The sequence below is a fragment of the Candidatus Poriferisocius sp. genome (assembly GCF_965214065.1).
Taxonomy (GTDB): Bacteria; Actinomycetota; Acidimicrobiia; order Acidimicrobiales; family Bin134; genus Poriferisocius.
Window position 1 is genome coordinate 522,737 of record NZ_CBDCAT010000027.1, and the last position, 25,522, is coordinate 548,258.

At 65.6% G+C, this 25,522-nt stretch carries 23 protein-coding genes, 3 tRNA genes and 1 other RNA gene; 6 read left to right on the plus strand and 21 right to left on the minus strand.

The features are described from left to right. Positions 1 to 2: 2 nt before the first annotated feature. Positions 3 to 878, minus strand: a complete 876-nt coding sequence (locus ACOOGG_RS08775; protein WP_420434337.1) for a 5'-3' exonuclease — start codon at positions 876 to 878, stop codon at positions 3 to 5. 52 nt (positions 879 to 930) lie between these two features. Between ACOOGG_RS08775 and ACOOGG_RS08780 the strand changes: the two genes are divergently transcribed. Beyond that, positions 931 to 2,109 carry an acetyl-CoA C-acetyltransferase gene (locus ACOOGG_RS08780; RefSeq protein WP_420434339.1) on the plus strand — a complete coding sequence of 393 codons (1,179 nt, stop codon included), beginning with the start codon at positions 931 to 933 and terminating at the stop codon, positions 2,107 to 2,109. Between the two features lie 146 nt (positions 2,110 to 2,255). Here ACOOGG_RS08780 and recR read toward each other — a convergent pair whose 3' ends face one another. The 3 genes from recR to ffs form a co-directional block, all read right to left on the minus strand. Then, entirely contained in the window at positions 2,256 to 2,867 is a 612-nt protein-coding gene (gene recR, locus ACOOGG_RS08785; RefSeq protein ID WP_420434341.1) for a recombination mediator RecR, read from the minus strand. Between the two features lie 11 nt (positions 2,868 to 2,878). Next, the gene (gene dnaX / locus ACOOGG_RS08790) at positions 2,879 to 4,792 is read right to left on the minus strand and encodes a DNA polymerase III subunit gamma/tau (RefSeq protein ID WP_420434343.1); all 1,914 of its coding nucleotides are present in this window, start codon (positions 4,790 to 4,792) and stop codon (positions 2,879 to 2,881) included. Between the two features lie 86 nt (positions 4,793 to 4,878). Continuing rightward, an RNA gene (ffs, locus tag ACOOGG_RS08795) (signal recognition particle sRNA small type) lies at positions 4,879 to 4,977 on the minus strand. 96 nt (positions 4,978 to 5,073) lie between these two features. Here ffs and ACOOGG_RS08800 point away from each other — a divergent pair. Then, a tRNA-Ser gene (locus tag ACOOGG_RS08800) sits at positions 5,074 to 5,161 on the plus strand. 31 nt (positions 5,162 to 5,192) lie between these two features. On the opposite strand, the gene ACOOGG_RS08805 is transcribed toward ACOOGG_RS08800, so the two are convergent. From ACOOGG_RS08805 to ACOOGG_RS08825, 5 genes are all read right to left on the minus strand, one after another. Next, a complete protein-coding gene (locus tag ACOOGG_RS08805) occupies positions 5,193 to 7,121 on the minus strand; it encodes an ABC transporter ATP-binding protein (protein WP_420434345.1) in 1,929 nt (642 codons plus the stop codon). Then, entirely contained in the window at positions 7,118 to 8,851 is a 1,734-nt protein-coding gene (locus ACOOGG_RS08810; protein WP_420434347.1) for an ABC transporter ATP-binding protein, read from the minus strand. Before ACOOGG_RS08810 ends, ACOOGG_RS08805 begins: the two co-directional genes overlap by 4 nt. Before the next feature lie 62 nt (positions 8,852 to 8,913). Then, the gene (locus ACOOGG_RS08815) at positions 8,914 to 9,684 is read right to left on the minus strand and encodes an SDR family NAD(P)-dependent oxidoreductase (protein WP_420434349.1); all 771 of its coding nucleotides are present in this window, start codon (positions 9,682 to 9,684) and stop codon (positions 8,914 to 8,916) included. A 77-nt stretch (positions 9,685 to 9,761) separates the two neighbouring features. Further along, positions 9,762 to 9,848 (minus strand) — tRNA-Ser (locus ACOOGG_RS08820). A gap of 43 nt (positions 9,849 to 9,891) precedes the next feature. After that, positions 9,892 to 10,536: a nitroreductase family protein gene (locus tag ACOOGG_RS08825; protein ID WP_420434351.1), complete on the minus strand. Its 645-nt coding sequence runs from the start codon at positions 10,534 to 10,536 to the stop codon at positions 9,892 to 9,894. Positions 10,537 to 10,628: 92 nt separating this feature from the next. Here ACOOGG_RS08825 and ACOOGG_RS08830 point away from each other — a divergent pair. Then, a tRNA-Ser gene (locus tag ACOOGG_RS08830) sits at positions 10,629 to 10,719 on the plus strand. A 54-nt stretch (positions 10,720 to 10,773) separates the two neighbouring features. After that, complete coding sequence (locus ACOOGG_RS08835; protein ID WP_420434353.1) at positions 10,774 to 11,529, plus strand: SDR family NAD(P)-dependent oxidoreductase; 756 nt, start codon at positions 10,774 to 10,776, stop codon at positions 11,527 to 11,529. Here the strand turns inward: ACOOGG_RS08835 and ACOOGG_RS08840 are convergent. Then, the gene (locus ACOOGG_RS08840; RefSeq protein ID WP_420434355.1) at positions 11,526 to 12,656 is read right to left on the minus strand and encodes a hypothetical protein; all 1,131 of its coding nucleotides are present in this window, start codon (positions 12,654 to 12,656) and stop codon (positions 11,526 to 11,528) included. The genes ACOOGG_RS08835 and ACOOGG_RS08840 overlap by 4 nt on opposite strands. Positions 12,657 to 12,760: 104 nt before the next feature. On the opposite strand from ACOOGG_RS08840, the gene ACOOGG_RS08845 reads away from it, so the two are divergent. After that, on the plus strand, positions 12,761 to 14,125 hold the full coding sequence (locus ACOOGG_RS08845) for a KamA family radical SAM protein (RefSeq protein WP_420434357.1): 1,365 nt from the start codon (positions 12,761 to 12,763) through the stop codon (positions 14,123 to 14,125). Between the two features lie 13 nt (positions 14,126 to 14,138). Here ACOOGG_RS08845 and guaA read toward each other — a convergent pair whose 3' ends face one another. From guaA to ACOOGG_RS08900, 11 genes are all read right to left on the minus strand, one after another. Then, entirely contained in the window at positions 14,139 to 15,695 is a 1,557-nt protein-coding gene (guaA, locus tag ACOOGG_RS08850; RefSeq protein ID WP_420435189.1) for a glutamine-hydrolyzing GMP synthase, read from the minus strand. A 41-nt stretch (positions 15,696 to 15,736) separates the two neighbouring features. After that, positions 15,737 to 16,900 (minus strand): GuaB3 family IMP dehydrogenase-related protein, encoded by a 1,164-nt coding sequence (locus tag ACOOGG_RS08855; protein ID WP_420434359.1) that lies wholly within the window; start codon positions 16,898 to 16,900, stop codon positions 15,737 to 15,739. A 91-nt stretch (positions 16,901 to 16,991) separates the two neighbouring features. Beyond that, entirely contained in the window at positions 16,992 to 18,386 is a 1,395-nt protein-coding gene (locus ACOOGG_RS08860) for a pyridoxal-dependent decarboxylase (RefSeq protein ID WP_420434361.1), read from the minus strand. Between the two features lie 66 nt (positions 18,387 to 18,452). Then, the gene (locus ACOOGG_RS08865) at positions 18,453 to 19,031 is read right to left on the minus strand and encodes an NUDIX hydrolase (RefSeq protein ID WP_420434363.1); all 579 of its coding nucleotides are present in this window, start codon (positions 19,029 to 19,031) and stop codon (positions 18,453 to 18,455) included. 150 nt (positions 19,032 to 19,181) lie between these two features. After that, positions 19,182 to 20,837: a chaperonin GroEL gene (gene groL, locus ACOOGG_RS08870; protein ID WP_420434365.1), complete on the minus strand. Its 1,656-nt coding sequence runs from the start codon at positions 20,835 to 20,837 to the stop codon at positions 19,182 to 19,184. Positions 20,838 to 20,842: 5 nt separating this feature from the next. Further along, positions 20,843 to 21,133, minus strand: a complete 291-nt coding sequence (groES, locus tag ACOOGG_RS08875) for a co-chaperone GroES (protein WP_420434367.1) — start codon at positions 21,131 to 21,133, stop codon at positions 20,843 to 20,845. 101 nt (positions 21,134 to 21,234) lie between these two features. Continuing rightward, positions 21,235 to 22,263: a tRNA (adenosine(37)-N6)-threonylcarbamoyltransferase complex transferase subunit TsaD gene (gene tsaD / locus ACOOGG_RS08880; protein ID WP_420434369.1), complete on the minus strand. Its 1,029-nt coding sequence runs from the start codon at positions 22,261 to 22,263 to the stop codon at positions 21,235 to 21,237. Then, positions 22,260 to 22,742: a ribosomal protein S18-alanine N-acetyltransferase gene (rimI, locus tag ACOOGG_RS08885; protein ID WP_420434371.1), complete on the minus strand. Its 483-nt coding sequence runs from the start codon at positions 22,740 to 22,742 to the stop codon at positions 22,260 to 22,262. Before rimI ends, tsaD begins: the two co-directional genes overlap by 4 nt. A gap of 8 nt (positions 22,743 to 22,750) precedes the next feature. After that, a complete protein-coding gene (gene tsaB / locus ACOOGG_RS08890) occupies positions 22,751 to 23,440 on the minus strand; it encodes a tRNA (adenosine(37)-N6)-threonylcarbamoyltransferase complex dimerization subunit type 1 TsaB (RefSeq protein WP_420434373.1) in 690 nt (229 codons plus the stop codon). Next, positions 23,434 to 23,937: a tRNA (adenosine(37)-N6)-threonylcarbamoyltransferase complex ATPase subunit type 1 TsaE gene (gene tsaE, locus ACOOGG_RS08895; protein WP_420434375.1), complete on the minus strand. Its 504-nt coding sequence runs from the start codon at positions 23,935 to 23,937 to the stop codon at positions 23,434 to 23,436. The genes tsaB and tsaE overlap by 7 nt, the downstream gene beginning before the upstream one ends. Continuing rightward, the gene (locus ACOOGG_RS08900; protein WP_420434377.1) at positions 23,934 to 24,506 is read right to left on the minus strand and encodes a uracil-DNA glycosylase; all 573 of its coding nucleotides are present in this window, start codon (positions 24,504 to 24,506) and stop codon (positions 23,934 to 23,936) included. Before ACOOGG_RS08900 ends, tsaE begins: the two co-directional genes overlap by 4 nt. A 108-nt stretch (positions 24,507 to 24,614) precedes the next feature. Here ACOOGG_RS08900 and ACOOGG_RS08905 point away from each other — a divergent pair, with 108 nt between their 5' ends. After that, entirely contained in the window at positions 24,615 to 25,508 is an 894-nt protein-coding gene (locus ACOOGG_RS08905; RefSeq protein WP_420434379.1) for a P1 family peptidase, read from the plus strand. The last annotated feature ends 14 nt before the right edge of the window (positions 25,509 to 25,522 follow it).

Genomic DNA, 25,522 nt, shown 5'->3' on the forward strand with positions numbered 1-25,522 from the left:
TTTCAGCCTTGCCCGATCCGGGCCCTTGATTTCTCGGCCCGCTCAATAAGGTGCTCGCCCCCCATTCTGCCCATCAACGCGGGGAATTCGGCCGTGGGGCCGACCCAGGCCAGCTCGTTGAGGCGGCCAAAGGTGGGAGCCTCGTTGGCGATGGTGGCCACCTCCCGGAAGAGCATGGCCAGCTCCCGGTTCTCGGCCAATGTAGCGGCTAGCTTGGCCGAGCCCCGCACGCTCACCTCCCACTGGCCGACCGCGTCGGGGATATTCTCCAGGTGGACGTAGTGGGACAGCACTGCCGCGGTGGATCGGGCCCCCCAGCCGGGCAGCCCGGGGAAGCCGTCGGCGGTGTCGCCCACCAGGGCTAAGTAGTCGGGAATGGATTCGGGGAGCACGCCGAATTTGTCCACCACTCCCTCGTGGTCGATGAGCCTTTGTTGGCGGCGGTCATACTGCACAATGCGCCCATCGGCGGTAACGCATTGGGCTAGGTCTTTGTCGGGAGTGCAGATCAGCACCTGCTCCACGCTCGGATCGAGCACGGCCTTGCGGGCGGCCGCCCCCATGGCGTCGTCGGCCTCGTACTCGACCATGGGCCACACACAGAATCCGGCCGCGGCCAAAGCCTCTTCTACCAGGGGGAACTGGGACATCAGCTCGGGTGCCACTCCCTCGCCGGTTTTGTAGCCGGGCCACAATCGGTTGCGGAATGACTCGATCACCTGGTCGGTGGCCACTCCGATGTGGGTGGCCCCGTCGTCGACCAGTTGGAGCATGCTGTGGATCACTCCTCGGGCTGCGCCCCGCTCCGGGTCGCGGTTGCCGGGTGAGAAGTGATAGCGGAACAGCTCATATGTCCCGTCAACCAGGTGGATCCGCACATCCTGACCGTATCCTGTTGGGCGGCGTTGGTGAATGGACAAAGGGAAGGCAATGAGCGAGACGGTGATTTTGGGTGGGGCACGCACACCCATCGGGAAGATGTCGGGGGGACTGGCGTCGTTTCGGGGGACCGAGCTGGGCGCACTGGCCATTCAGGCTGCGTTAGATCGGGCAGGGGTGGCCCCCGAGCAAGTGGACTACGTATTCATGGGGCAGGTGCTGCTGGCCGGGGAGGGTCAGGCCACCGCCCGGCAGGCTGCGGTGGGGGCGGGCATCCCCATGACAGTGCCGGCCACCACGGTTAACAAGGTGTGCTTGTCGGGCATCAACACCGTTTATCTGGCCCACCAGATGATCTCGGCGGGCGATGCCGAGATAGTGGTGGCCGGGGGGATGGAGTCCATGACCAAGGCCCCCTACCTGCTCACCCGTGCCCGGGACGGATACCGCCTGGGCGACGGCGACCTGGTGGACTCCATGATGTATGACGGGCTGTTTTGCGCCTTCGACCACTGTGCGATGGGTACAGGAACCGAGAAGTACGCGGCATCGAGCGGGTTGCCCCGCGAGCCCCAGGATGCGTTCTCAGCTCAATCTCACCACCGAGCCGGGACCGCGGCGGCTGCGGGATTGTTCGACGATGAGCTGGTTACGGTAGAGGTACCCCAGCGCCGGGGCGATCCGGTGCCGGTATCGGCCGACGAGGGGGTGAGGTCGGACGCCACCGCCGAGTCGCTGGGCCGGCTCCGTCCGGCGTTCGCCGAGTCGGGGAACATCACCGCGGGTAACGCTTCGCAGATCTCCGACGGAGCCAGTGCACTGGTGGTGGCCAGCCGGGAGCGGGCCGAACAGCTCGGCGTGACGCCGCTGGGGTCCTATGTTGGCTACGGACAGGTGGCCGGGCCTGATCCATCGCTGCTCACCCAGCCTTCTCGGGCCATCTTCCAAGCGCTCAAGTCGGCTGACCTGAGCCTGGGCGCCGTGGATCTGTTCGAGATCAACGAGGCATTCGCTGCCGTCGCTCTGGCATCGATGGCCGATCTGGGGATTTCCGACGACGTGGTGAACGTGAACGGCGGAGCCATCGCCTTGGGCCATCCCATTGGAGCCAGTGGGAGCCGCATTGTGCTCACGTTGTTGCACGAGCTGCGCCGCCGGGGAGGCGGTGTGGGAGCTGCCGCGTTGTGTGGGGGCGGAGGCCAGGGCGATGCGCTGCTAGTTCAGGTGTGATTGTTACAGTTCGGCAATTACTTGACTTTGTTTCGTCATCTTCGTAATATAACTGCAACAAACAAGCACCGCCTCATGTGCGTCGGTTCCATTGCCCCCCGTCCGACTCGCTGAGGCGGTGTCTTGCTTAATGAGGTCCAGGTGGGTCAGCTGGCGGAGATCCGCTGGCGTCCCTCCAATGCCCGGCTGAGGGTGAGTTCGTCGGCATATTCCAAGTCGCCACCCACCGGCAGGCCGCTGGCGATTCGGGTAACGGCCACACCCAGCGGCTCGATGAGCCGGGCCAGGTACATGGCGGTGGCCTCCCCCTCGATGTTGGGGTTGGTGCAGCAGATGACCTCGGTGACGTTCTCGTCGTCGATGCGGACTAACAGCTCCTTGATGCGGAGCTGATCGGGTCCGATGCCTTCGATGGGGTTTATGGCGCCGCCCAGCACGTGGTATCGGCCTCGGAACTCCCGGGTCTTCTCTAGGGCCACGATGTCGCGGGGCTCCTCCACCACGCACAAGATGGCCGGGTCGCGCCGATGATCGGAACATAGCTCGCATTCGGAGTGCTCGCTGATGTTGAAGCACCGCTGGCAGAACTGGATTCTGGCTTTGGCCTCCTTGATGGCATCAGCCAGCCGTAGTGCGTCCAGCTCGGACAGTTTCAGGAGATGGAAGGCGATGCGCTGGGCCGACTTGGGACCAATGCCAGGCAGGCGTCCCAGCTCGTCGATCAATTCCTGGACCGGGGCGGAGTAGACGCTGCTCACGCGGGGCCCGGTTATCCCTGTTGGCCGGAGGCGGTGGGCGGATCGAAGGAAACCAGCTCGGAGTCAGGGAAAGCGGCCATGAGGTTGGAGATGGCCTCCTGGGCAACGGTTTCCTCGTCCATGAGTTCGTTGGGATCGATGGCCTCGTGCTCATCATCGTCGGCCGGAGTGGTGAGGGAGGATGTCGGCTGAAGATCAGGGGGCGGGGCAGTGCTGTCGTCGTCGATGGTCAGCCTTAGCGGCACAGCCCGGCCGAAGTGCTGGCGAAGGGCGTTGTCGACTTCGTCGAGTGTCTCCTCACAGCGGCTCAGGTGGATCTGGTTGGGGAGGGCGAACACCACGCTGTTGGCATCGTTGGCTAAGAATCGGCCGGCTTGAAATCGAACCCGGACCTTGTTCGGGAGATTGGCCAATATGGTGTCTCCCCAGGCCAAAACCATCTCCTCGCGGCTGGGTAGCGACGCGCCGTCCTCCACTGGGGCGGCACCGGGCATGGCCGTGGAAACTGCCTCTGGGGTTGGGGGAATATCCGACGAACCCTCGGTGGGCATCCTTTGCGCACGCATGGCCCCCAGTGTGGGCCGCGGGGCCCGTTCTTTAGCCTGAGGAGTATCGGCTTCGGAGCTGGGGGCGGGACCGTCCTCAGCGGGATCGGGGGCAGTCGGGACGCGGCCTTCAGCTTCTGCCGACCGGGCTTGCATTTGGGCGACAGCGGCTCGGGCCCGCTCATGCCCGCCGGTCGGAGGGTCGGCCTGCCGGGAGGCAAACGAGACCGCATCGGGTCCCGGCGGTCTGGAGTCACCGGCCGAATCGGCCTGCGCACGAATACCGCTCCGCTCCAGGCGTTCGATGCGCTCCAGCAGCGCGTTGACGTCTGTGTCAAGATCGCGGCGGGTCAGCCGGGCCAGGGCCACTTCCAAGTCCACCCGAGGGTCGGGGGCTTGGCGCATGTCGACCAGAGCGGTTCCCAGTACCTCGAGAGCTCGGGTGAGCCCGGCCGGTGGGATCTGATCGGCGGCGGCCCGGGCGTCTGCTTGCTGGGCATCGGTGAGGTAACCCAAATCGGCGCCCATAGCGCACAAAAAGGCGTTGCGCAGGCGGTCAAGCAGGGCTTCGCCGACGATCCTCGGCTCCCATCCTGATCGCAGCGTCTCGTGTACGGCCACGAGAGCGGGGCCGTAGTCGCGGCTTCCCAAGGCCTCGACGATGGCGTTGACCTCTTCTAGCCGGTCGGCCACCCCGCCGGCTGCGGCGATCTGGTCGAGAGCCGACAGGGTGTCCCGAGCCGACCCGGCCCCCCGGTGTACCGCGTGGTCGATGGCGTCGTCATCTACCTCCAGTTCGGCCTGCTCGATCACCCATCGGGCGTGGTCGGCCAGCACGTCGCCGTCGATGAGGTTGAACTCCAGATGCTGGGTGCGGCTGCGGATGGTGGGCACCACCTTGTGGGGCTCCGTGGTGCACAGCACGAACACCACGTGGTCGGGGGGTTCTTCGAGCGTCTTCAACAGGGCGTTCTCCGCACCGGGAGTAAGCATGTGGACCTCGTCCAGCACGTACACCTTGGCCTTGCCGGGCGAGCCCATAGCCACCCGGGAAATGAGGTCGCGGATGTCGTCCACCTTGTTGTTGGACGCGGCGTCAAGCTCGATGAGGTCGTAGGAGGTGTTGTTGGCGACGTCGAGGCACGACTGGCACTCACCGCAGGGCTCGCCGTCGGGGCCCAGATCGGTGCAGTTGAGGGCCTTGGCCAGGATGCGGGCGGTGCTGGTCTTGCCCGTGCCCCGTGGGCCGCTGAACAAGTAGGCATGGCCGACGCGCCCCTGCTGGACGGCGTTCTGAAGGGCTCGAACCACGGGTTCTTGCCCGCGCAATTCAGCGAAGCAACCCGGTCGGTAGCGTCGGTACAGTGCCTGGTGAGCCATTGCGCCGACTTTACTCAGGCTGAGCGACAACTAGGCCCAGGCAGGCAGCAAGTTTCAGGCCGGTGTGGCGACCCGGTCTCGAAAGTGATGGCCAGGCGGTCTGCGGCACACGCCAGGATCCGCTGAGAGCTGCTGCCTCCCGGCCCTGACTCGGTTCACGGGCTGGCGTTGCACAGGACCCGACCATCACATTCCAAACCGGGCAAACCGCCCGGATGCACACAGGATAGCGGCAATCGGTTCAGGTCTGCCCGTCGGGTTGCGGTAGTTTTTTGGCTCCCGGAGGGGTGCGAGAGCGGCCGAATCGGCACGCTTGGAAAGCGTGTGTGGCGCAAGTCACCGTGGGTTCGAATCCCACCCCCTCCGCCATTTGACTCCGTCTTTGGAGCCAGATCGCCGTTCAGGTGGCTTCGCCGGCGAATTGGGCGGCGTGGAGCTCGGCATAGGGGCCGCCGCGGGCCAAGAGCTCATCGTGGGAGCCTTGTTCGGCTATATGGCCGCCGTCCATCACCACGATGGTGTCGGCGCCGCGGATGGTGGAGAGGCGGTGGGCGATGACAAAACTGGTGCGGTCGGCTCGCAGCGCGTTCATGGCCTCTTGGATCAGCACCTCGGTGCGGGTGTCCACCGATGAGGTGGCCTCGTCCAGGATCAAAATGGCCGGGTCGGCGAGGAAGGCCCGGGCGATGGTGAGGAGCTGCTTTTGGCCCGCGGAGATGTTGTCGCCCTCGTCGTTGATGACGGTGTCGAATCCGTCGGGCAGCGAGTGGACGAAGCGGTCGACATAGGTGACCCGGGCGGCTTCGAGAATCTGGGCGTCGGTGGCGTCGGGGTTGCCGTAGCGGAGGTTCTCCCAGATGGTGTCGCCGAACAGCCAGGTGTCTTGGAGCACCATGCCGAACTTGGAGCGCAGCTCGCGGCGGGGCAGCGAAGTGATGTCGCGCCCGTCGAGGATGATCCGCCCGCCGTCCAGCTCGTAGAACCGCAACAGCAGGTTGACCAGTGTGGTCTTGCCCGCCCCAGTCGGGCCCACGATTGCCACCGTCTGGCCCGGCTCGGCGGTGAGATCAAGCCCGGTTATCAGGGGCTTTTCGGGTTCGTAGGCGAAGTGGACATCGTCGAACTCAACCCGCCCGGCAGTGGGCGGGGGTTGGGGCATCGGTTCGGGGTCGGGGCTAATCTCGTCGACCTCGAGCAGCTCCACCACCCGCTCCAGCGATGCGATGCCCGACTGGAAGGTGGCGGCCATCGAGGCCAGCGACTGGATCGGTATGGCGAACTGCCGGGTGTATTGGATCATGGCCTGCATGTCGCCGATGGTGATGGCCCCGCTGGATATGCGCAGCCCGCCGACCACCGCGACGGCCACGAACTGGAGATTGCCCATCAGCATCATCACCGGCTGCATGGTGGACGACAGGAATTGGGCCGAGCGGCTGGCGTCGTAGAGCTGGTCGTTTTCGGTTTCGAAGCGCCGACGCTCTTGGTCTTGGCGGCCGAAGGCGGTGACGATGGCGTGTCCGCTCACCACGTCCTCGGCCTGGGCGTTGAGGGTGCCGGTGGTCCGCCACTGGCGGAGGAACCGGGGCCGAGCCCGGTGGGCAAATGTGCGGGTGGCCATCAACGACAGCGGCACAGTCACGAATGCCACCAGAGCCAGCAGCGGCGACACCGTCAGCATCATCACCGTCACCCCTATCAGGGTCAACAGCGAGGTGAGGATTTGGTTGATGGTCTGTTGGAGGCTCTGGGTGAGGTTGTCGATGTCGTTGGTCACCCGGCTCAGCAGGTCTCCCCGGGCGTGTTGATCGACATAGGACAGGGGAAGGCGGTGGAGCTTGGCCTCGATCGTCTCCCGCAGGCGGAACATCGAGCGTTGGAGCGCTCCGGTGAGCAGGTACGTCTGGGAATAGCCGAATACCCACGCCGCCCCGAACACCCCGGCAATGGTGAACAGCCGATCCCGGAGCCGGCTGGTGTCGATGCTGCTCTCGCGAACCCCGCTCACGATGATGTCGGTTGCCCCGCCGAGGAGCCAGGGACCGATAACGGTGAGGCTCACGCTCATCACCGCCAGCACGATCACCAGGATCAGCACCGGTGTTTCCCGCCCGGTGATCTTGGCTAGCTGGCGAACGGTGCCCCGGAAGTTGCGGGTGGCCTCCGCGGGCATAGGCGCGCCCATGCGGCCGGAGTAGCGCATGGCCTCGCGCCCAAACGTCTGGAGGGCTTCTTGATCGGCTTGCTCGTCGTCGGGCTCGCCTTTTCCAGACACGTCGGTGCGGGGATCGTCGCCGGGCACGATGTCGTTCGGTTCATCCTGGCTCATGCGGCCTCACCTCCCCTCTGGGAGGAGACAATCTCGGCGTAGGTGGGGCAGGTGCTGAGCAGTTCGTCGTGGCGCCCCTGGCCGACCACGATTCCTCCTTCGAGGACGATGATCTGGTCGGCGGTCTCGATGGTGGAGATGCGCTGGGCCACCACGAGCACCGCCGCGTTGCGGGTGAGGGGTTCGAGGGCCCGGCGGAGCCGATCCTCGGTGGCGAGGTCGAGGGCCGAGAACGAGTCGTCGAACAGATAGACGGCTGGTTGAGCCACCAGGGCCCGGGCGATTGACAGCCGTTGGCGCTGGCCGCCGGACACGTTGGTGCCCCCTTGGTTGATGGGGCTGGCCAGCCCGTCGGGCATGGACTGGACGAATCCGTCGGCTTGGGCGACCTCCAGGGCCTCCCACAGCTCGCCATCGGTGGCCTCAGGGCGTCCATATCGGAGATTGGAGGCCACCGTGCCGCTGAACAGGTAGGCCCGCTGGGGCACGTAGCCGATGGTCTGCCACAGAAGGGTCTGGTCGAGCCGGCGGACATCCACACCGCCGACAGAGACCTCGCCGATGCTGGCATCGGCCAGGCGGGCGGCGAGAGTCAACAACGTCGTCTTCCCCGATCCGGTCGACCCGATGATGGCGGTGGTCTCTCCCGGAAGGGCGGTGAACGCCACGTTGTCGAGCACGGCGTGCTCTGCACCGGGATAGCGGAAGCCGACTCCGCGGAACTCCACGGTCCCGGGTCGGAGGAACTCTCCAATGGGATTGGCCGGTGGGACCACCGACGATTCGGTGTCGAGCACTTCGACAATGCGCTCCGCGGCCACCGCGGCCCGGGGAATCATCGACACCATGAAGGCGGCCATGGTGACGGCAAGGAGAATCTGGAGGAGATAGGTGATGTAGGCCACCAGCGACCCGATCTGGGTCGATCCGTCTTCAATGCGGTCGGCGCCGATCCACAAAAGGGCCACGCTCGACAGGTTCACCAGCAGTGTGACCGCGGGAAAGGTGGCGGCCATGAGCCGGGCCGCCCGCATCGATGTGGCGGTTAGGCGATCGTTGGCTTCGGCGAATCGGGCGCTCTCCACCGGTTCGCGGGTGAAGGCCCGCACCACCCGAACCCCGGTGATCTGCTCGCGCAGCACGGCATTGACCCGGTCTATGCGCTCCTGCATCTTCCGGAATGCCGGGTTCATGGCGGCGATGATCGAGCCCATGACGATGATCTCGAGGGGGATGACCACCCACAGCAGCACCGACAGCCCGGCGTCTTCACGAACGGCGAGCACGATGCCGACGATCATGGTCAGCGGGGCGGTGATCATCATGGTGGCCACCATCGCCGTCAACGTTTGGATCTGGTGGGTGTCATTGGTGATACGGGTGATGAGCGACGGGGTGCCGAATCGGCCGATCTCCCGGGTTGAGTAGCGCGTGACTCGGTCGAACACATCACGCCTCACGTCGCGGCCGAACGCCATGGCCACCTTTGACCCGTACCAGACTGCCCCGGTCAGCAGACCGACCTGCACGAAAGAGACCAGCAACATGATGGCGCCCATTCGCCAGATCACAGCCTGATCGCCGAGGAGTACGCCCTCGTCGATGAGGGTGGCGTTCAGTCCGGGCAGCAACAGGCCGGCGGTGGTTTGACCGGCTTGAAGTACCAGCACGAACACGATCGCCCGGCGGTAGGGCGCCAAATGGCTCTTGAGGAGTCGTCGCAGGTTCATGGCTGTGCTTTTTGCAGCGTGCTGCTGCCGGGTTCAGGCTATTGCCCTGCTTGGCCTTGAGGTCAGCCGATGACCCGGCCGCCGTTCACGCCGAGTGTTTGGCCGGTGACATAGCTGGCGTCGTCGCGGCACAGATAGGCGCAAGCCGCCGCGATGTCATCGGGCTGGCCCACTCGGCGCACCGGGGTGGTGGGGATGTGCTGATCGATTCCGTCGCCTAGCTGGCCGCCATCCGCCGCCCGGTGAAGTGAGGGGGTTTCGATGAAGCTGGGGGGAATGGCGTTGACGGTGATGCCCTTGCGGCCGAACTCTTGGGCCAGCGACTTGGTCAAACCGATCACTGCTGCCTTGGATGCCGAGTAGTGCGTCTGGCCGAAACTCCCGGTCTGTGCGCTTGAAGAAGAGATATTCACGATGCGGCCCCAACCCTCCTCAATCATGTGGGGGATGACCACTTGGCAGAACTCAAAGGTGCCCCGCAGGTTGACGGCCATCACCTGGTCGAACGACTCCCGGGAGATCTCCAAAAAGCGCTCGAAGGGAGTAATGCCGGCGTTGTTGATCAGAATCGTCGGGCTTCCCAGCTTGTCGGAGGTCTCGGCGACCCCCGCGTCTATTGCCCCACGATCAGCTACGTCGCAGGCCACCGCGATGGCGGTGCCGCCCGCATCCTCGATGGTCGCAGCGGTTTCGGCGGCCGATTGGCCGTTGAGGTCGAATACGGCGACAGCGGCACCGTCAGCGGCCAGCCGCCGACTGATGGCCTCGCCGATGCCGGAACCGCCACCAGTCACGATGGCAACACGGGGTTGGGTCCAAGCAGAAACGGTCATGGGTTCCTACCAATCTGCCCTAGGCGATATGACGGTCACGTTGTTCAGTCTGGCAGCCTCGGCAAGATTCCTGTCAGCGGAGGGAGGGGGATTCGAACCCCCGGGACCCCGGAAGGCCCTACGGCTTTCAAGGCCGTTGCAATCGTCCGCTCTGCCATCCCTCCGAGGGGAAGATTAGTGGCCTTGGTCTGGGGTCGAAGGAGCAGTTTAGGACCAGCGGTTCCAGGCGATGATCTCGTCGGGGTCTTTGCGGGTGGGGGGCTTTAGGTCGTCGCCCAACAAGTAGGCCACCGGGATCAGGCAGGTTTGGAGGTAGTCGTCGGGAATATCGAGCAGGGCGGCCACCTCGTCGGCGGCCAGCAGGTGGGCGGTGGTGAAGGTGGAGGCCAAGCCCCGGCTGTGGAGGGCGAGCTGAAAGCTCCACACCGCAGGCAGGATTGAGCCGAAAAGGCTGGCGGTCCAGGCGAGATCGAGGTTGGGGTCGAGCTCCCCACGGATGCAGGGGATCACCAGGGCGGGCACCTCATGTAACCGCTCGGCAAGGTACAGCACCGCCTCGGAGTGGCGAACGCCGGCGGCGTCCCCGTCGGCCCGTCGGCGGTCGAGCAGGTCCTGCATCGGGGGAACGATGCCCGCCCGGTAGTGCTCGGCAATGGCCGCTCGCTGTTCAGAATCGGTCACGATCACCCAGCGCCAGTCCTGGGCATTGGAGGCGTTGGGGGCATAGGAGGCCAACCTCACGCAGTCGCGCAGGACGTCGGAATCAACCGGCCGATCGAAGTCCAGCCGCCGTCGCACTGAGCGTGTGGTGGACATCAGGCGATCGGTGGTGCTGATGTCGAACGGGGTCATTGGCTGTGGTCTTCCATGGCTCGGATGGTAGGCGCGTAGGAGGGCAATCCATGAGGCCGGGCTAGCAGCGAACAGCTAGGGTGTAGGGGCCTGGAGAGGTGGCCGAGTCCGGTTGAAGGCGCTTCCCTGCTAAGGAAGTAACTGCCGTAAGGTGGTTCGTGGGTTCGAATCCCACCCTCTCCGCTCATTGCCGGTCGCCCGTGGTTGGGGATGCGTGCCGGGATAGTGTTCGACGCCATGGGAATGCTTGACGGGAAGACGGCAATCGTTACCGGCGGGGGCCAAGGAGTGGGTCGGGGCATTGCCTTGGCCCTGGCGGCTGAGGGAGCTGGGGTCACGGTGGCGGCCCGCACTGAGTCGAAGGTACAGGCGGTGGCGGCCGAGATCGCCGAACGGGGCGGGTCGGCGCTGGCGCTGGTGTGCGACGTGAACGAACTGGACGACATCCAGGCCTGTGTGGATCGCACCGTGGAGCACTTCGGCACCGTCGACATCCTGGTGAACAACGCCCAGCAGGTGCCCCACGGTCATTTGCTGGAGGTGAGCGACGAGGCCTGCATGGCGGCGTGGACCTCGGGGGCGCTGGCCTCCATCCGGTTCATGCGGCTGTGCCACCCGTACTTGAAGGACGGCGGGATGATCATCAACCAGGGCTCGGGCTCCAGTCTCAAGACCGACCCCAGCGGCATGGGGGTGTATGCCGGGGTGAAGTCGGCCATCCAGTCGATCACCCGGGCGGCGGCCATGGAGTGGGGCGCCGACGGCATCCGGGCCATCACGCTTATGCCGGTGGCCATGTCGCCGGCCATGGAGGACTGGAAGGGCTTCAACCCCGACGGCTTCGCCGCCCTCCAAGAGCGATTCGCTTTGAAGAGGGTTGGCGACGCCGAGATCGACATCGGCCGAGTAGTGGCCTTCCTATGCAGCGACACCGCCGGCTACATAACCGGCACCACAATTAACATCGACGGCGGAGACGCCTACCTGCGCTAGTTGGCGGGGGCTATGTGGCCTTCTAGGTTGTAGGGGCGATAGGGGCCGAAGATGGATTGCTCTAGGACGCCGATGCCTTGGCGGTCGCCCATGCGGACCTTCATGAGGTGCTGGACGTGTTGGTTCTCGAAGGCGTTGTCGTCGACGTCGGCCAGTTTCCAGCGCTCCGACTCCATGGCCAGCTCGCCCTTCCAGTCGCCGTGCGACCAGGTGGGGTGGCTGTAGCCGATGCCTTTCATGCGGTAGGTGAACTGCTTGTCGAAGGTGATCTCGTGGCGGGTGTCGTCTTCTAGGGAGGTCATGGCCAATGTGGCGCTTTTGATCATGCGGCTGCCGGGCTCGAAGATGAGCTGGTGCTCGAGACGATGCATGGGCTCCACGCCGGGGTCCTCCACCGCAGGGTTGTCGGCCAGGGAGTCGTAGGCGGGCAAAAAGGCGCCAACGTGGAAACGGGGGCGGCCCAGGGTGTCCTCGAACAGCTGGTAGTGGCTGCACATGTCGTCCCAGTGCAGCGGAGCCCACAAGAAGAACAGTCCCATGGCCCGCGGTGGCTGGGGGGCGCCTCGGTTGTCGCCGCCGGCCACCGGGCGGACGCCCCAAGAGCGGTCCTTGGTACCGTAGGTATCGGTTCGGTCGATCTCCATGCGCTGGCCGTCGTATTCGATCCAGCCGTGCCAGCGGCCGAACTGGGTGAACCGAGTGGTGTCCATGATGCGGCGGCTGCCGTCGGACCAGTGGTGGCGGGGCTCCTCGATGGCCGCGGTGCGGGCCTCGAAGGTGAGGTCGGCGGCGAAATCGGTGTCGTTGGGCTCCAGCACCACCCGGCAGGCCTTCATGGGCTCGGTGATCTCCAGGTTGAACGGCCCGACGCTCAAATCGGAGGGCTCGGGATTGGCCCGGGCCGAAGCGTGGAAGGCGTGCTGCACTCCGTTGTGAACAATGCTGATGCCGCAGTCCTGGATGCCTAGGTGGGGATAGCGGGCGGTGCCCACGCCGAGGTACATGTCGCCGACTTTGGAGTAGCCGTTGAACCAGTAGCGCTCGTAGAAATCCTTCTCTCCGGTGGAGGGAGTGGAGATGGGGTCGGGGGTCTGGTGGATGGGGAAGTCGTCGAATCTGGTCAGCACAAGCCTATGGTGGCAGACTTAGCTCCCCCAACAGTGGTCGGAAAGGCTGGTACTATCGGTTGTATCTCTGACAAATCGACGGCGTTCTCATAGGGAGGCCCACCATGAGCACCGGCAACGGCGAACAGCACACTTTTCGCACTTTCCAGCTCCGCAACCTGGAAGACACCCCCGGGTTCGACCGGCTGAGCGACCACCAGAAGATGGTGACCCGGGTGGTGGGCTCGGTGCTCCCGTTCAAGACCAATAACTATGTGTGCGAGCAGCTCATCAACTGGGACAACGTTCCTGACGATCCCATGTTCCAGCTCACCTTCCCCCAGGAGGGGATGCTCGATCCCGCCCACTTCAATCGCATCGCCGATCTGATAAGAGCCGAGGTGCCGGCCGCCGAGCTCAAGGCGGCTGCCAGAGAGATCCAGCTGGGTCTGAACCCGCATCCGGCGGGGCAGGTGGAGATGAACGCCGGCTACTTGGAGGAAGAGGTGGTGCAGGGCGTGCAGCACAAGTACCGGGAGACGGTGCTGTTCTTCCCCACCCAAGGCCAGACCTGCCACGCCTACTGCACCTACTGCTTCCGCTGGCCGCAGTTTGTGCAGCTCGACGATCTCAAGTTCGCCAGCAAGGAAATCGACCGGTTGGTGGCCTACCTGAAGCTGAACCCGACGGTGTCCGATGTGCTGTTCACCGGGGGCGACCCCATGATCATGCGGACCGAGCTGATCCGCCGCTATGTGGAACCGCTCATGGCCGATGACTTGGAGATCAATACCATTCGGTTCGGCACCAAGGCCCCGGCCTACTGGCCCTACAAGTTCACCGAGGGCGAGGAGGCCGACGACCTGTTGCGCCTATTCGAGGAGATCGTGGCCTCTGGTCGCCACTTGGCCATCATGGCCCATTACTCGCATCCAGTGGAGTTGGCCACCGATGTCTCCCGCGAGGCGCTGCGGCGCATAATCGAGACCGGTGCGGTGGTGAGGTGCCAGGCGCCGCTGATCCGCCATGTGAACGACAGCGCCCGGGCGTGGGCCGACATGATTACCACCGAAGTGAAGCTGGGAGCGGTGCCCTACTACATGTTCGTGGAGCGCGACACCGGAGCTAAGCGGTACTTCGAGGTTCCGCTGGTGGAGGCCTATCAGATATACACCGACGCCTATAAGCAGGTGTCGGGCCTGGCCCGTACCTGGCGGGGCCCGTCAATGTCGGCCACGCCGGGCAAGGTGCTGGTGGACGGCGTCGCCGAGATCGGAGGCGAGAAGGTGATCGCTCTCAAGTTCGTGCAGGCCCGCGATCCCGATTGGGTCAACCGGCTGTTCTTCGCCGCCTACGACGAAGAGGCGTCGTGGCTCGACGAGCTGCGCCCGGCGTTCGGCGAGGAGAAGTTCTTCTACACCGACGAGCTGAACAACATGAAGACCGACACCCCCCAGCGGGTGCAGCTCATCACCACCCGAGCCGCCTAGCTTCCTTCTGGGGTCACTCCCACTCGATGGTGCCGGGGGGCTTGGAGGTAATGTCGTAGGCCAACCGGTTTATGCCTTCGACCTCGTTGATGATGCGGCTCGACATGGTTTCCAGCAGCTCATAGGGCAGCCGGGCCCAGTCAGCGGTCATGGCGTCTTCGCTGGTCACCGCCCGGATGACCACCACTTGGCCGTAGGTCCGCTCATCGCCCATCACGCCCACCGTGCGGATGTCGGGCAGCACGGCGAACGCCTGCCAGATCTCTCGATCGAGGCCCGCGGCATGGATCTCGGCCCTCACGATGGCGTCGGCTTTGGCCAACAGAGCGGCTTTGTCGGCGGTGACCTCGCCGATCACCCGCACGCCGAGGCCGGGGCCGGGGAAGGGCTGGCGCCACACGATCTCATCAGGCAGGCCCAGTTCGTGGCCCACGGCCCGCACCTCGTCTTTGAACAGGTCGCGTAGCGGCTCGACCAGTTCGAAGTCCATCTCTTCGGGGATGCCGCCCACGTTGTGGTGGCTCTTGATCTTGGCCGCCGAGTCGGAGCCCGACTCGATCACGTCGGGATACAGCGTGCCCTGCACCAAAAAGGCAGCCCCATCCACTTGGTTGGCGGCCTCCTCGAAGATTCGGATGAACAGCTCGCCGATGATCTTGCGCTTCTCCTCGGGGTCGCTCACCCCGACCAGGGCCTCGAAGAACCGGTCGGCGGCTTCCACCGCGATCAACTCGATGCCCTGGGAGCGGCGGAAGGCGTCGATCACCTGCTGGCCCTCGTCCTGGCGCATGAGGCCGGTATCCACGAACACGCAGGTGAGCTGATGGCCCACCGCTCGGTGGACCAAGGCGGCGGCCACCGCGGAGTCGACCCCTCCGGACAGGCCGCACACCGCTCGGCCGTCGCCGATCTGGGCTCGGATGGTAGCCACCGCCTCGTCGATGAACGACTCAGTGGTCCACGACGGGGCCAGCCCGGCACCCCCGTACAAGAATCGCTCCAGCACCGCCTGGCCGCCGGGGGTGTGGGCCACCTCGGGGTGGAACTGAACGCCGAAGATGCGCTGTTGGGGGTCTTCGAGGGCGGCTACCGGAGCCTGGGGGGTGGAAGCGGTGACCACGAAGCCGTCGGGCGGAGTGGAGATGGAGTCGAAATGGCTCATCCACACCGGTCGCTCGGTGTCCTCATCAGCCCCGAACAGCGTGCCGGGATCGCTCACGCTCATGGCGGTGCGGCCGTATTCGCCGACGCCGGTGCGCGACACCTCGCCGCCGAGCTGGGCGGCGATGAGCTGGGCGCCGTAGCAGATGCCCAAGATGGGAATGCCCAGCCCATAGATGTCGGGGTCGATGCGGGGCGAGCCCTCGACGTGAACTGACTTAGGACCGCCGGAGAAGATCACCGCTCCCGGTTGGCGGGAGGCAATCTCGTCGGCGCTTATGGAGTGGGCGACAATCTCGCTGTAGATGTGGGCCTCGCGCACTCGGCGGGCGATCAACTGGGCGTACTGGGCGCCGAAGTCTACGACCAAGACCGGGTGGTCTCGGCTGGCGCTGTCGGCTGTACCCATGGCCGCCGATAATCCGTCGGCAGCAGAGTTGGCGGAGAGGCTCAACGCCCCATTCCGATGCCCTGGGAGCGCTGAAGAGATTTGCCCTCGGTTTGCAGCGAGGGGGCGATCATGATGTCGGCTTTCTGGAACTCCTTGAGCGTCTCATAGCCGCAGGTGGCCATGGAGGTGCGCAAGCCGCCGAACAGATTGAGTCGGCCATCGTTCTCCCGGGCCGGGCCGACCAAAATCTCCTCCAAGGTTCCCCGGGGGGAGGTCTGCACTCGGGCGCCCCGAGGAAGGGTGGGATGGAAAGTGGCCATGCCCCAGTGGTGGCCCCGGCCAGGCGATTCGTGGGCGGCGGCTAGAGGGGAGCCGATCATCACCGCGTCGGCCCCGCACACGATGGCCTTGGCGATGTCGCCCCCGGTGGCCATGCCCCCGTCGGCGATGATGTGGACGTACACCCCGGTCTCGTCGAGATGGCGCATCCGGGCGGCCCGGGCGTCGGCGATGGCGGTGGCCTGGGGGACGCCGATGCCCAGCACGCCCCGGGTGGTGCAGGCCTGGCCCGGCCCCACGCCTACCAGGATGCCAGCGGCGCCGGTGCGCATGAGGTGAAGGGCGGCGTCGTAGCTGGCGCAGCCGCCCACAATCACCGGGATCTCCAGTCGGCGGACGAACTGCTTGAGGTTCAGCGGCTCGTGGTTCTTGGACTTGTGCTCGGCGGTGACCACCGTGCCCTGGATGACCATGAGGTCGAGTTCGGCGGCCAGCATGTGGGGGGCCAGTTGCTCGGTGCGCTGGGGAGTGACCGACGCACAGGAGATCACCCCGGCGTCTTTGATCTGGCGGATGCGCTCTCCCACCAGTTCGGGCTTGATGGGTTCGGCGTACAGCTCCTGCATCCGCAGGGTGGCCTTCTCGGGGGGTTGGGATGCGATCTCGTCGAGGACTGGCTCGGGATCTTCATAGCGGGTCCAGAGCCCCTCGAGGTTGAGCACCCCCACCCCGCCGAGTTGCCCGATGACGATGGCGGTTTCGGGGCTGACCACCCCGTCCATGGCCGAGGCCATGAGGGGCAGGTCGAAGCGGTAGGCGTCGATCTCCCAGGCGATGTTCACATCCTCAGGGTCGCGGGTGCGGCGGGTGGGGACGATGGCGATGTCGTCGAACCCGTACGCCCGCCGTGCGGTCTTGCCCAGCCCGATCTCAACCTCGGCCATCGCGACGCCCCTTTTGCTTGGAAACCAAGAATTCTAAAGCCTTGCGGCTTGCCATAGGGGGATTTACCCCCTCACCAGGAGCTAGGCGAAATCAGGCGACAGATTGGATCAGATTCCAGAGATCTTCGATGTGATGGCGCTCGGTTTGAGGACTGCCGATGGCCACCCGGAGGATGATCTGGCCACCGAGGGCGGTGGAGGTGAGGTAGGCCCGGCCGGACTGGTTGACCGCTTCGAGGATCCGACTGGTGGCTTTGTTGCCGTCTTTGTGACGGAAGCACACCAGGCTCACCACGGTGGGGGCGGCTAACTCGAATCGGTGGTCGGACTCCACCCACTCGGTGAGCTCTCTGGCCCAGGCCAGATGTCGGCGGATGTGGGCCCGTAGACCCTCAAGCCCGTAGTGACGGAGCACGAACCACAGCTTGAGGGCCCGGAACCGCCGGCCCAGCGGCACCTGCCAGTCGCGGTAGTCCACCACGGTGCCGGACTCGCTGGCTGGGTTGCGCAGATACTCGGGGGCGATGGAGAGGGCTTCGGTGAGGCTGGCCCGATCGGCCACATAGAAGGCCGAGCAGTCGAAGCTGGTGAGCAGCCACTTGTGGGGGTTGAACACGTAGCTGTCGGCGGTTTCCAGCCCGGCGTTGAGGAAGCGCATCTCGGGGCAAAGCGCGGCGGTGCCAGCGAAGGCGGCGTCTACGTGGGTCCAGGCGTCGAAGTTGGACGCCACCCAGGCCACCTCGGTCACGGGATCGATGCCCGTGGTGGCGGTGGTGCCCACGGTTGCGGCTACGAAGAACGGGGTCAAGCCGTCGTTCTTGTCCTTGACGATCTCATATGCCAGATGGTCGGCCCGCATGGCGTAGTCGGGTGTGGTGGCAATGGGCCGCATCCGATCGGCGGGGATTCCTGCCACCCGCAGGCCCTTCTCCACCGAGGAGTGGGCTTGCTCGGAGGCATAGGCCACCAGATTGGGGAGGGCGTTGATGCCGCCGGCCCGGTGTCGGGCGGCCAGGACGGCGCACAGCGTGCTGCTGGAGGCGCTGTCTTGGATGACGCCGTTGCCCCGGAACTTCTCGGGCAGGTCCATCTCGACGGCCAACCAGTCGAGCACGTGCTGCTCCAGCTCGGTGACCGCGGGGCCGGTGTCCCACATCATTCCTTGGGCGCCGAGTCCTGACGACACCAGATCGGCCAGCGCCGAAGGCCCGCTGGCGTTGGCCGAGAAGTAGGCGAAGAACCCCGGCGCCTGCCAATGCGTGATGCCTGGCAGGATCACCCGGCCGAGATCGGCCAGCACCTCGGAGAAGTCCTCGCCGTGTTTAGGAGCCTCTGCGGGTAACATAGCCCGGACATCACCCGGATGGGCCGAAGACTTGACCGGAAGATCGCCGAGGCGGGCCATGTAATCGGCCACCCAGTCCACCGCCTGGTAGCCCGCCTGGCGGAACTCCTCCGGGCTCATGTGGTTTGGCCGCTCACCCATATCAGTCATTGTGGCCGACAGATCTGTGAGGTCTTGCGGTGGAGGCCGGTGAAGGCCGGGAATTTCTCAGCGGGTGGTGGCGATGGTGAGGAGTTGGCGGAGCATGGCGGCGGTGGCGCCCCATACGGTGTCGCCGTAGAGCTCGAAGAATGTGATGGGCCGGTCGACGCCATTGATGGGCCATATCTCCTCTCGCCAGGCTTCGTCGGAAAGCAGCTCGGCGGTGGACACCAACAAGATGTGCTCCACCTCGGCGGGGTCGGGGATCAGGCCGGCGGGAGGGTGGGGAAGGAATCCGACGAACGGGTGGACCAGCGATCGGCTGCCGACGGTGACGTAGCGGTCGAGTTGGCCGATGACATCCACTTGGCCGGTGTCCAGGCCGATCTCCTCGCGGGTCTCCCGCTGGGCGGTGGCCAGCAGGGTGTCGTCGCCGTCCTCTTGGCCTCCGCCGGGAAAGGCCACCTCCCAGCTGTGGGATCGCAGGTGCTGGGCTCGGCGGATAAGCAGCACGCAGAATTCGCCATCCTCGGGGTACAGCAGCACAAGCACCGCGGAGCGCCGCTCCTGTCCGGTGGGAGGGGTATCGCCCCAGGTGGATTGCGGGCGGCCGTCGAGGGCAGCCCGTAACTGGTTGAGATCCACACGCCGCTCGGACAGGCTGAGCTCGGCCCAAGGCGGCGGCCCGCCTGGCCGCCACGATTCGGGGCGGGGAATGAACTGGGGGCCACCCCGCTTCGCAGCGACGGTGGCCCCCAGGCTCAGTTCTTTGGGTGGTTGATGTTTGCCGGGTGGCTACATCATGCCGCCCATGCCGCCCATTCCTCCCATGCCACCCATGGGGTCGCCACCAGGGGGCATCGGGGGGGCAGGCGGCTCGGGCTTGTCGGCCACCAGTGCCTCGGTGGTGAGCAGCATGGCGGCAATGGAAGCCGCGTTCTGCAAGCCAGCCCGGGTCACCTTGGCGGGATCGATGACGCCCGCGGCCACCAAGTCCTCGGTGGTGCCGGTGGCGGCGTTGAACCCAATGGTGCCGGAGGTGTCCTCGATGTCGCGCACCACGATGGAGCCCTCGAAGCCGGCATTGGAGGCGATGAGGGAGCACGGCACGCTCAGCGACTCAAGCACGATCTTGGCGCCGGTTGACTCGTCGCCGCTGAGGTTGTCGACCACCTTGGCCACCGACGGACGAGCCCGCAGCAGGGCGGTGCCGCCCCCAGCGACCACGCCTTCCTCGATGGCGGCCCGAGTGGCTGACAGCGCATCCTCGATCCGGTGCTTCTTCTCCTTGAGCTCCACCTCGGTGGCGGCGCCCACCTGGACGACGGCCACGCCGCCGGCCAGCTTGGCCAAGCGCTCTTGGAGCTTCTCCCGATCCCAGTCGGAGTCGGTGTTGTCGATCTCCTGGCGGATCTGGGCCACGCGGCCTTCAACGTCGGCCTTGGAGCCGGCGCCCTCCACGATAGTGGTGTCGTCTTTGGTCACGATCACCTTGCGGGCGGTGCCCAACAGGTCGAGCGTGACGCCCTCCAGGTTGAGACCGACCTCTTCGGCCACCACTTGGCCGCCGGTGAGGATGGCCATGTCTTGGAGCATGGCCTTGCGGCGCTCGCCGAATCCGGGGGCCTTGACGCCCACCGAGTTGAACGTGCCCCTGATCTTGTTCACCACCAGGGTGGCCAGGGCCTCGCCCTCCACGTCCTCGGCGATGATCAAAAGCGGCTTGCCGGTCTGCATGACCTTCTCCAGCACGGGGAGCAGATCCTGCACCGAGCTGATCTTGCCCTGGTTGAACAAGATGTAGGGCTCGTCGAGGACAGCCTCCTGGCGTTCGGCGTCGGTCACGAAATAGGGGGACAAAAAGCCCTTGTCGAACTGCATGCCCTCGACGAAGTCGAGTTCCATGCCGAAGGTGTTGGACTCTTCCACGGTGACCACGCCGTCTTTGCCCACCTTGTCGATGGCCTCGGCGATGACGTTGCCGATGGCCTGATCGGCGGCCGAGATGGAGGCCACCTGGGAGATCTCCTCTTTCTGGGAGATGTCCTGGGCCTGGTCGGCCAGTGAGTCCACCGCGGCGGCCACTGCTTGCTCGATGCCCCGCTTGAGGCTCATCGGGTTGGCGCCGGCGGCCACGTTGCGCAAGCCGTGGCGGACCATGGCCTGGGCCAGCACGGTGGCGGTTGTGGTGCCGTCGCCGGCGATGTCGTTGGTCTTGGTGGCCACCTCTTTGATGAGCTGGGCGCCCATGTTCTCGAACTTGTCGTCGAGCTCCACCTCGCGGGCGATGGACACGCCGTCGTTGGTGATGGTGGGGGCGCCGAACTTCTTGTCGAGGACCACGTTGCGGCCCTTGGGGCCAAGGGTCACCTTGACCGTGTCGGCCAGCTGGTTGACGCCGGCTTCGAGGCCCTGGCGGGCCTCCTCCCGGAACTTGAGAATCTTGGTCATCGTGGCTACTTGACGATGGCGAGCACGTCGCGGGCCGACAGGATCAGCAGATCCTCGCCGTCCGCAGTGATCTCGGTCCCGCCGAACTTGCTGTAGACCACGGTGTCGCCGACGGAGACGTCCATCTGGATGAGCTCGCCGGAGTTGTCAGACCGCTTGCCGGGTCCTACGGCGATGACTTCACCCTGCTGGGGCTTCTCTTTGGCAGTGTCGGGGATGACCAGGCCGCTGGCAGTCATCTCTTCGGACTCGCCGGGACGGACAACAATCCGGTCATCAAGGGGCTGTAGAGCCATCTTGGCCTCCAAGGGGTTGATATTTGAGCGTTAGCACTCTCGATAGGCGAGTGCTAAGAGTAGGGCGTCAGTCGCCCTGAGGCCAATTCACAGAGGGACTGCTAAATGAAGGGGAGGACGAGGTTGGGGTCGGCGCCGGTGTCCAGCGGCGAGGGGCCATCGAGTTGGAGCCGCTGCCATCCGGCGGCGGCCACCATGGCCGCGTTGTCGGTACACATGGATCGGCTGGGCAAGAAACCGCTGATGCCCGCAGCAACGCAGGCGTCGAGCATCCGCTCCCGCAGCGAAGAGTTGGCCGCTACCCCACCGGCCAGGCACAGGCCCTTGGCATCGAACTCCTCGGCGGCCTTGCGGGCCTTGTACACCAGCACGTCCACCACCGCCTCCTGGAACGACGCCGCGACGTCGGCCACATCGAGGTCGGGATTTTTTCGAACGTGGTTGACCACTGCGGTCTTGAGGCCGCTAAAGGAGAAGTTGTAGCCGTCGTCGTACATGGGGCGGGGGAAGGCCACCGACTCGGGGTCACCGTCCATGGCCAGTCGGTCGATGACCGGGCCGCCGGGATAACCCAGGTCCATAAAGCGGGCCACCTTGTCGAACGCCTCGCCGGCGGCGTCGTCGAGGGTCTGGCCGATGAGCTGGTAGCGGCCGAACGCCTCCATCAGCACCAGCAGGGTGTGGCCGCCCGACACCAAGAGCACCACCACCGGCAGATCGAGGCCGGGCTCCTCCAGGAACGAAGAGTACAGATGGGCCTCGAGGTGATTCACCGCCACGAACGGCACGTCCCAGACCAGGGCCAGCGATTTGGCTGCGCTGACTCCCACCAATAGGGAGCCGATTAGGCCGGGGCCCGCGGTGGCGGCCACCGCCTCCACCTCATGGTCGCTGAGGCCGGCCTCGATAATCGCTTGAGCCACCACCGGGGTGAGCAGCTCCACGTGGGCTCGACTGGCGATCTCCGGAACCACCCCGCCGTAGCGGGCATGCAGGTCTACCTGGCTGCTGATCACCGACGACAAGACGTCGGAGGGGCCGGAGACCACGGCGGCGGCCGTCTCATCGCAGGAGGTCTCGATGCCCAGCACAATGGCCGGGCTCAGTTGGGGGAAATCCTCGGCAGTCATGCGTAGTCCAGTTCTACCGCGATCTTGACCAGGCGATCGGCATAGTCGGATTGGTGGATGTTGTCGGCCCGCATCACCACGGCATCGGGCGACAGGCCCATGTCGGCGTAGTACCCCCGTTGAATGCCCACTGGGGCCAGTCCGAAGCGCCGGTACAGGGATTGGGCGGAGGGGTTGTCGGCCTCCACTTCCAGGGCCAAGCTCGTGTTGTGGCGGCGGGCGGCCAAGGCAAGAGCCAAGAGCAGCCGGGCGCCAATGCCTTGGCCCCGGTGATCGGGGGCCACTGTCACGGTGGTGATGTGGGCTTCGTCTGCTTCGAAGGCCACTCCGGCGTGGCCGACAACTTTATCGGGGCGGGCGATCACATAGAGTCGATCATCGGTGCGGGCCAGTTCCGACTCGTAGACCTCCCTTGACCAGGGAATGGGATAGCACTGGGAATCGATGGCCATGACTTCAGGCAGATGATCAAGGGTCATAGGAGCGATCATCGGGTGCTCCAGTTGATGTCGGCGTCGGGAATCCGAAGGTATATCGGCTTGAGCTCCCACGGCTTGACGAATTCCTCCCGCAGCGCTCGGGCGTGGGCCAGCTGAACCAGGGAGGCGGCCGAGGGGTGAGCCAGGTCTTGTTCGGCAATGTCGGTCTTCTGGAGCTGGTCGAACACCCCGGCGTAGCGGCGGGCACCGTCGCCCACCAACAGCACCTCTTCGCTGGTGGCCAGCAATTCGGAGGCCAGGTCATCGGGAGTGCCGACTTGGGCCTCAGACACCCGCTGGACCCCGCCGGGGACCTGGCGGTAGAAGGCGTAGAACAGCTCGCTGCGCCGGGCGTCGATGGCGGCCACGATCAACCGGTTGGTGTGGCGCACGGCGAAGGCCAGAAGATCGAGGCTGGACACTCCGATCATCGGGACGCCCAGGGCGTAGGCCATCGCCATGGCGCTGGAGATGCCCACCCGCAGGCCGGTGTACAAGCCGGGCCCGAGGTCCACGGCCACACACCCCACATCCTTTAGCTCGACCCTGGCTTGTCTTGTCACGAACTGGATCTGGGGGGCGATGGACTCCGCGTGGCGACGGCCCCGGGCGCTGTGAGCCGAGGCCAGCACCCCCTCATGCCCGCCGAGGGCACATCCCACCTGCTGGGTGGCCGATTCGATGCCCAAGATCAACACGGGGGCTCCCCAGTCCACTGGCGAATAGCGGCGACCAGCGTGCCAAACCGGGCTTGCCAGCGAGGTCCTATTGGAGTTAGCAGTACCACCCGTTCGTCCGGCGAGGTGTCTTGGCCGTCGACGAAGGTCAGCGCCACTTCCAGGTAATCGTTGGGCAGGGCTTGGCGGATCACGTCGCCCCACTCGATGAGGATCACCCCATCGCTGTCGAGCAGTTCGGGCAGCCCCAAGTCGAGCACCTCAGAAATCTGATCTAGGCGAAAGACGTCGAGATGATGGAGAAGCAGCCTGCCGTGGTATTCACGGGCCAGGGTGAATGTGGGGCTGGTCACCGGCTCGCTGACGCCCAAGGCGGCGGCGAATCCCTGAGTGAAGGTGGTTTTCCCCGCGCCCAAGTCGCCCACCAGCAAGAGCAGGTCGCCGGGATGGGCCAACTCGGCCAGGCTGGCGGCCAGGTTCTTCGTGTCCTCGGGTGAGCGAGTGCGGGCTTGGATCATCTGGTCATCGCCATGCGGGCTCGAACCAAGTCGGAGCGCATCTGGGCTTCTTGGAGGCCACCACCTCGCAGAATGGCTGCCGGATGGTAAGTGGGGATGACGACCGCACTGGTACTGATCATGTTTCCCATTGGGTAGCTCTGTCCTCGCAGTTTGGTGATTCCGGTTTTCGTGTCCAGCAGCAGTTTGGAGGAGAAGTTGCCCAAAGTGACGATCACTTTCGGGGCGATCAGCTTGACCTGCTGCTCCAACCACGGACGGCAGGCATCAATCTCTTCGGGCTTGGGGTCCCGATTGTCGGGGGGACGGCATTTGACGACGTTGGCGATGTAGCACAAGTCGCGGGTGAGGCCCATCTCCTCGGCCATTAGGCGGTCAAGGAGCTTGCCCGAGCGGCCCACGAAAGGGAGGCCCTGCTTGTCCTCCTCGGCACCGGGTCCCTCTCCCACGAACATGAGGTCGGCTTGAGGGTTGCCCATGCCGAATACCACCTGTGTCCGGCCCCTGGCCAGCCCGCACTTGGTGCAGCCCGCCGCCTCAGCGGCAACCTCAGCCAACGCCAATGTCACAGGCCAAGACTACGCCCCCCATTGGCTGAGGAGAATGCTGGATTGACCCGGTCTGTATCCGACTTTGCTATGGGACGGCGGTAAATCTGTGCAGTACCGTCGGCGGTGATGTTGGGAGTTGGCGGGGGCGTGTTGGTGGGGCACTGGACCGATGAGGCGGCGCTGACGGGGTGCACGGTGGTGTTGTTTCCCCAGGGGACCACTGCCTCGGGGGAGATTCGAGGGGGGGCTCCGGCGACCCGGGATTTTGGGTTGCTGGCGCCGGAGCGGACAGTGGGGTGTGTGGACGCGGTGGTGCTGTCGGGGGGCTCGGCGTTTGGGCTGGCTGCGGCCGACGGGGTGATGCGGTGGTGTGAGGAACAGGGCCGGGGGTTTGAGACCCGGGGCGGCCGGGTGCCCATCGTGGCGGGCCTGTCGCTATACGACCTGACCGAGGGCGATGGCTCGGTGCGGCCCGGACCAGAAGATGGCTATGCCGCGGCCCAGGCGGCACACGAGGGGGTTCCCGCGCTGGGGCGGGTGGGCGCTGGCACCGGGGCCACCATGAACAAGTGGCGGGGGGCAGAGCACCGCGAGCCGGGGGGACTGGGCGGCGCGCTGCTCCAGGTGGGCGATGTGCTGGTGGGCGCATTGGTGGCGGTGAATCCCTCGGGGGCGATCAACGACGGCCGAGTGGTGGACTCGCTGGTGGCGGGCACCTACGAGCATCAGTCGGCCGACCCGTTTGCCGATGGGGATGATCCCCAAGCGCCCACCAACACCACCATCGGGGTGGTGGCCACCAACGCGGTGCTCGACAAGCTGGGCTGTTTCCGGGTGGCCCGCAGCGGACACAGCGGGATGGCCCGGGCGCTTCTTCCGGCGCACACTGGCGGCGACGGCGACGCGCTGGTGGTGGGGGCTACCGGCCAGGTGGAAGCCGATTTCGGGCTGGTTCGGTTGATGGCGGCAGCCGCCGTGGAGACAGCCATCCGCTCCGTGAGCCATGATGGCGGCGACTGATGCGACCCCGAAGG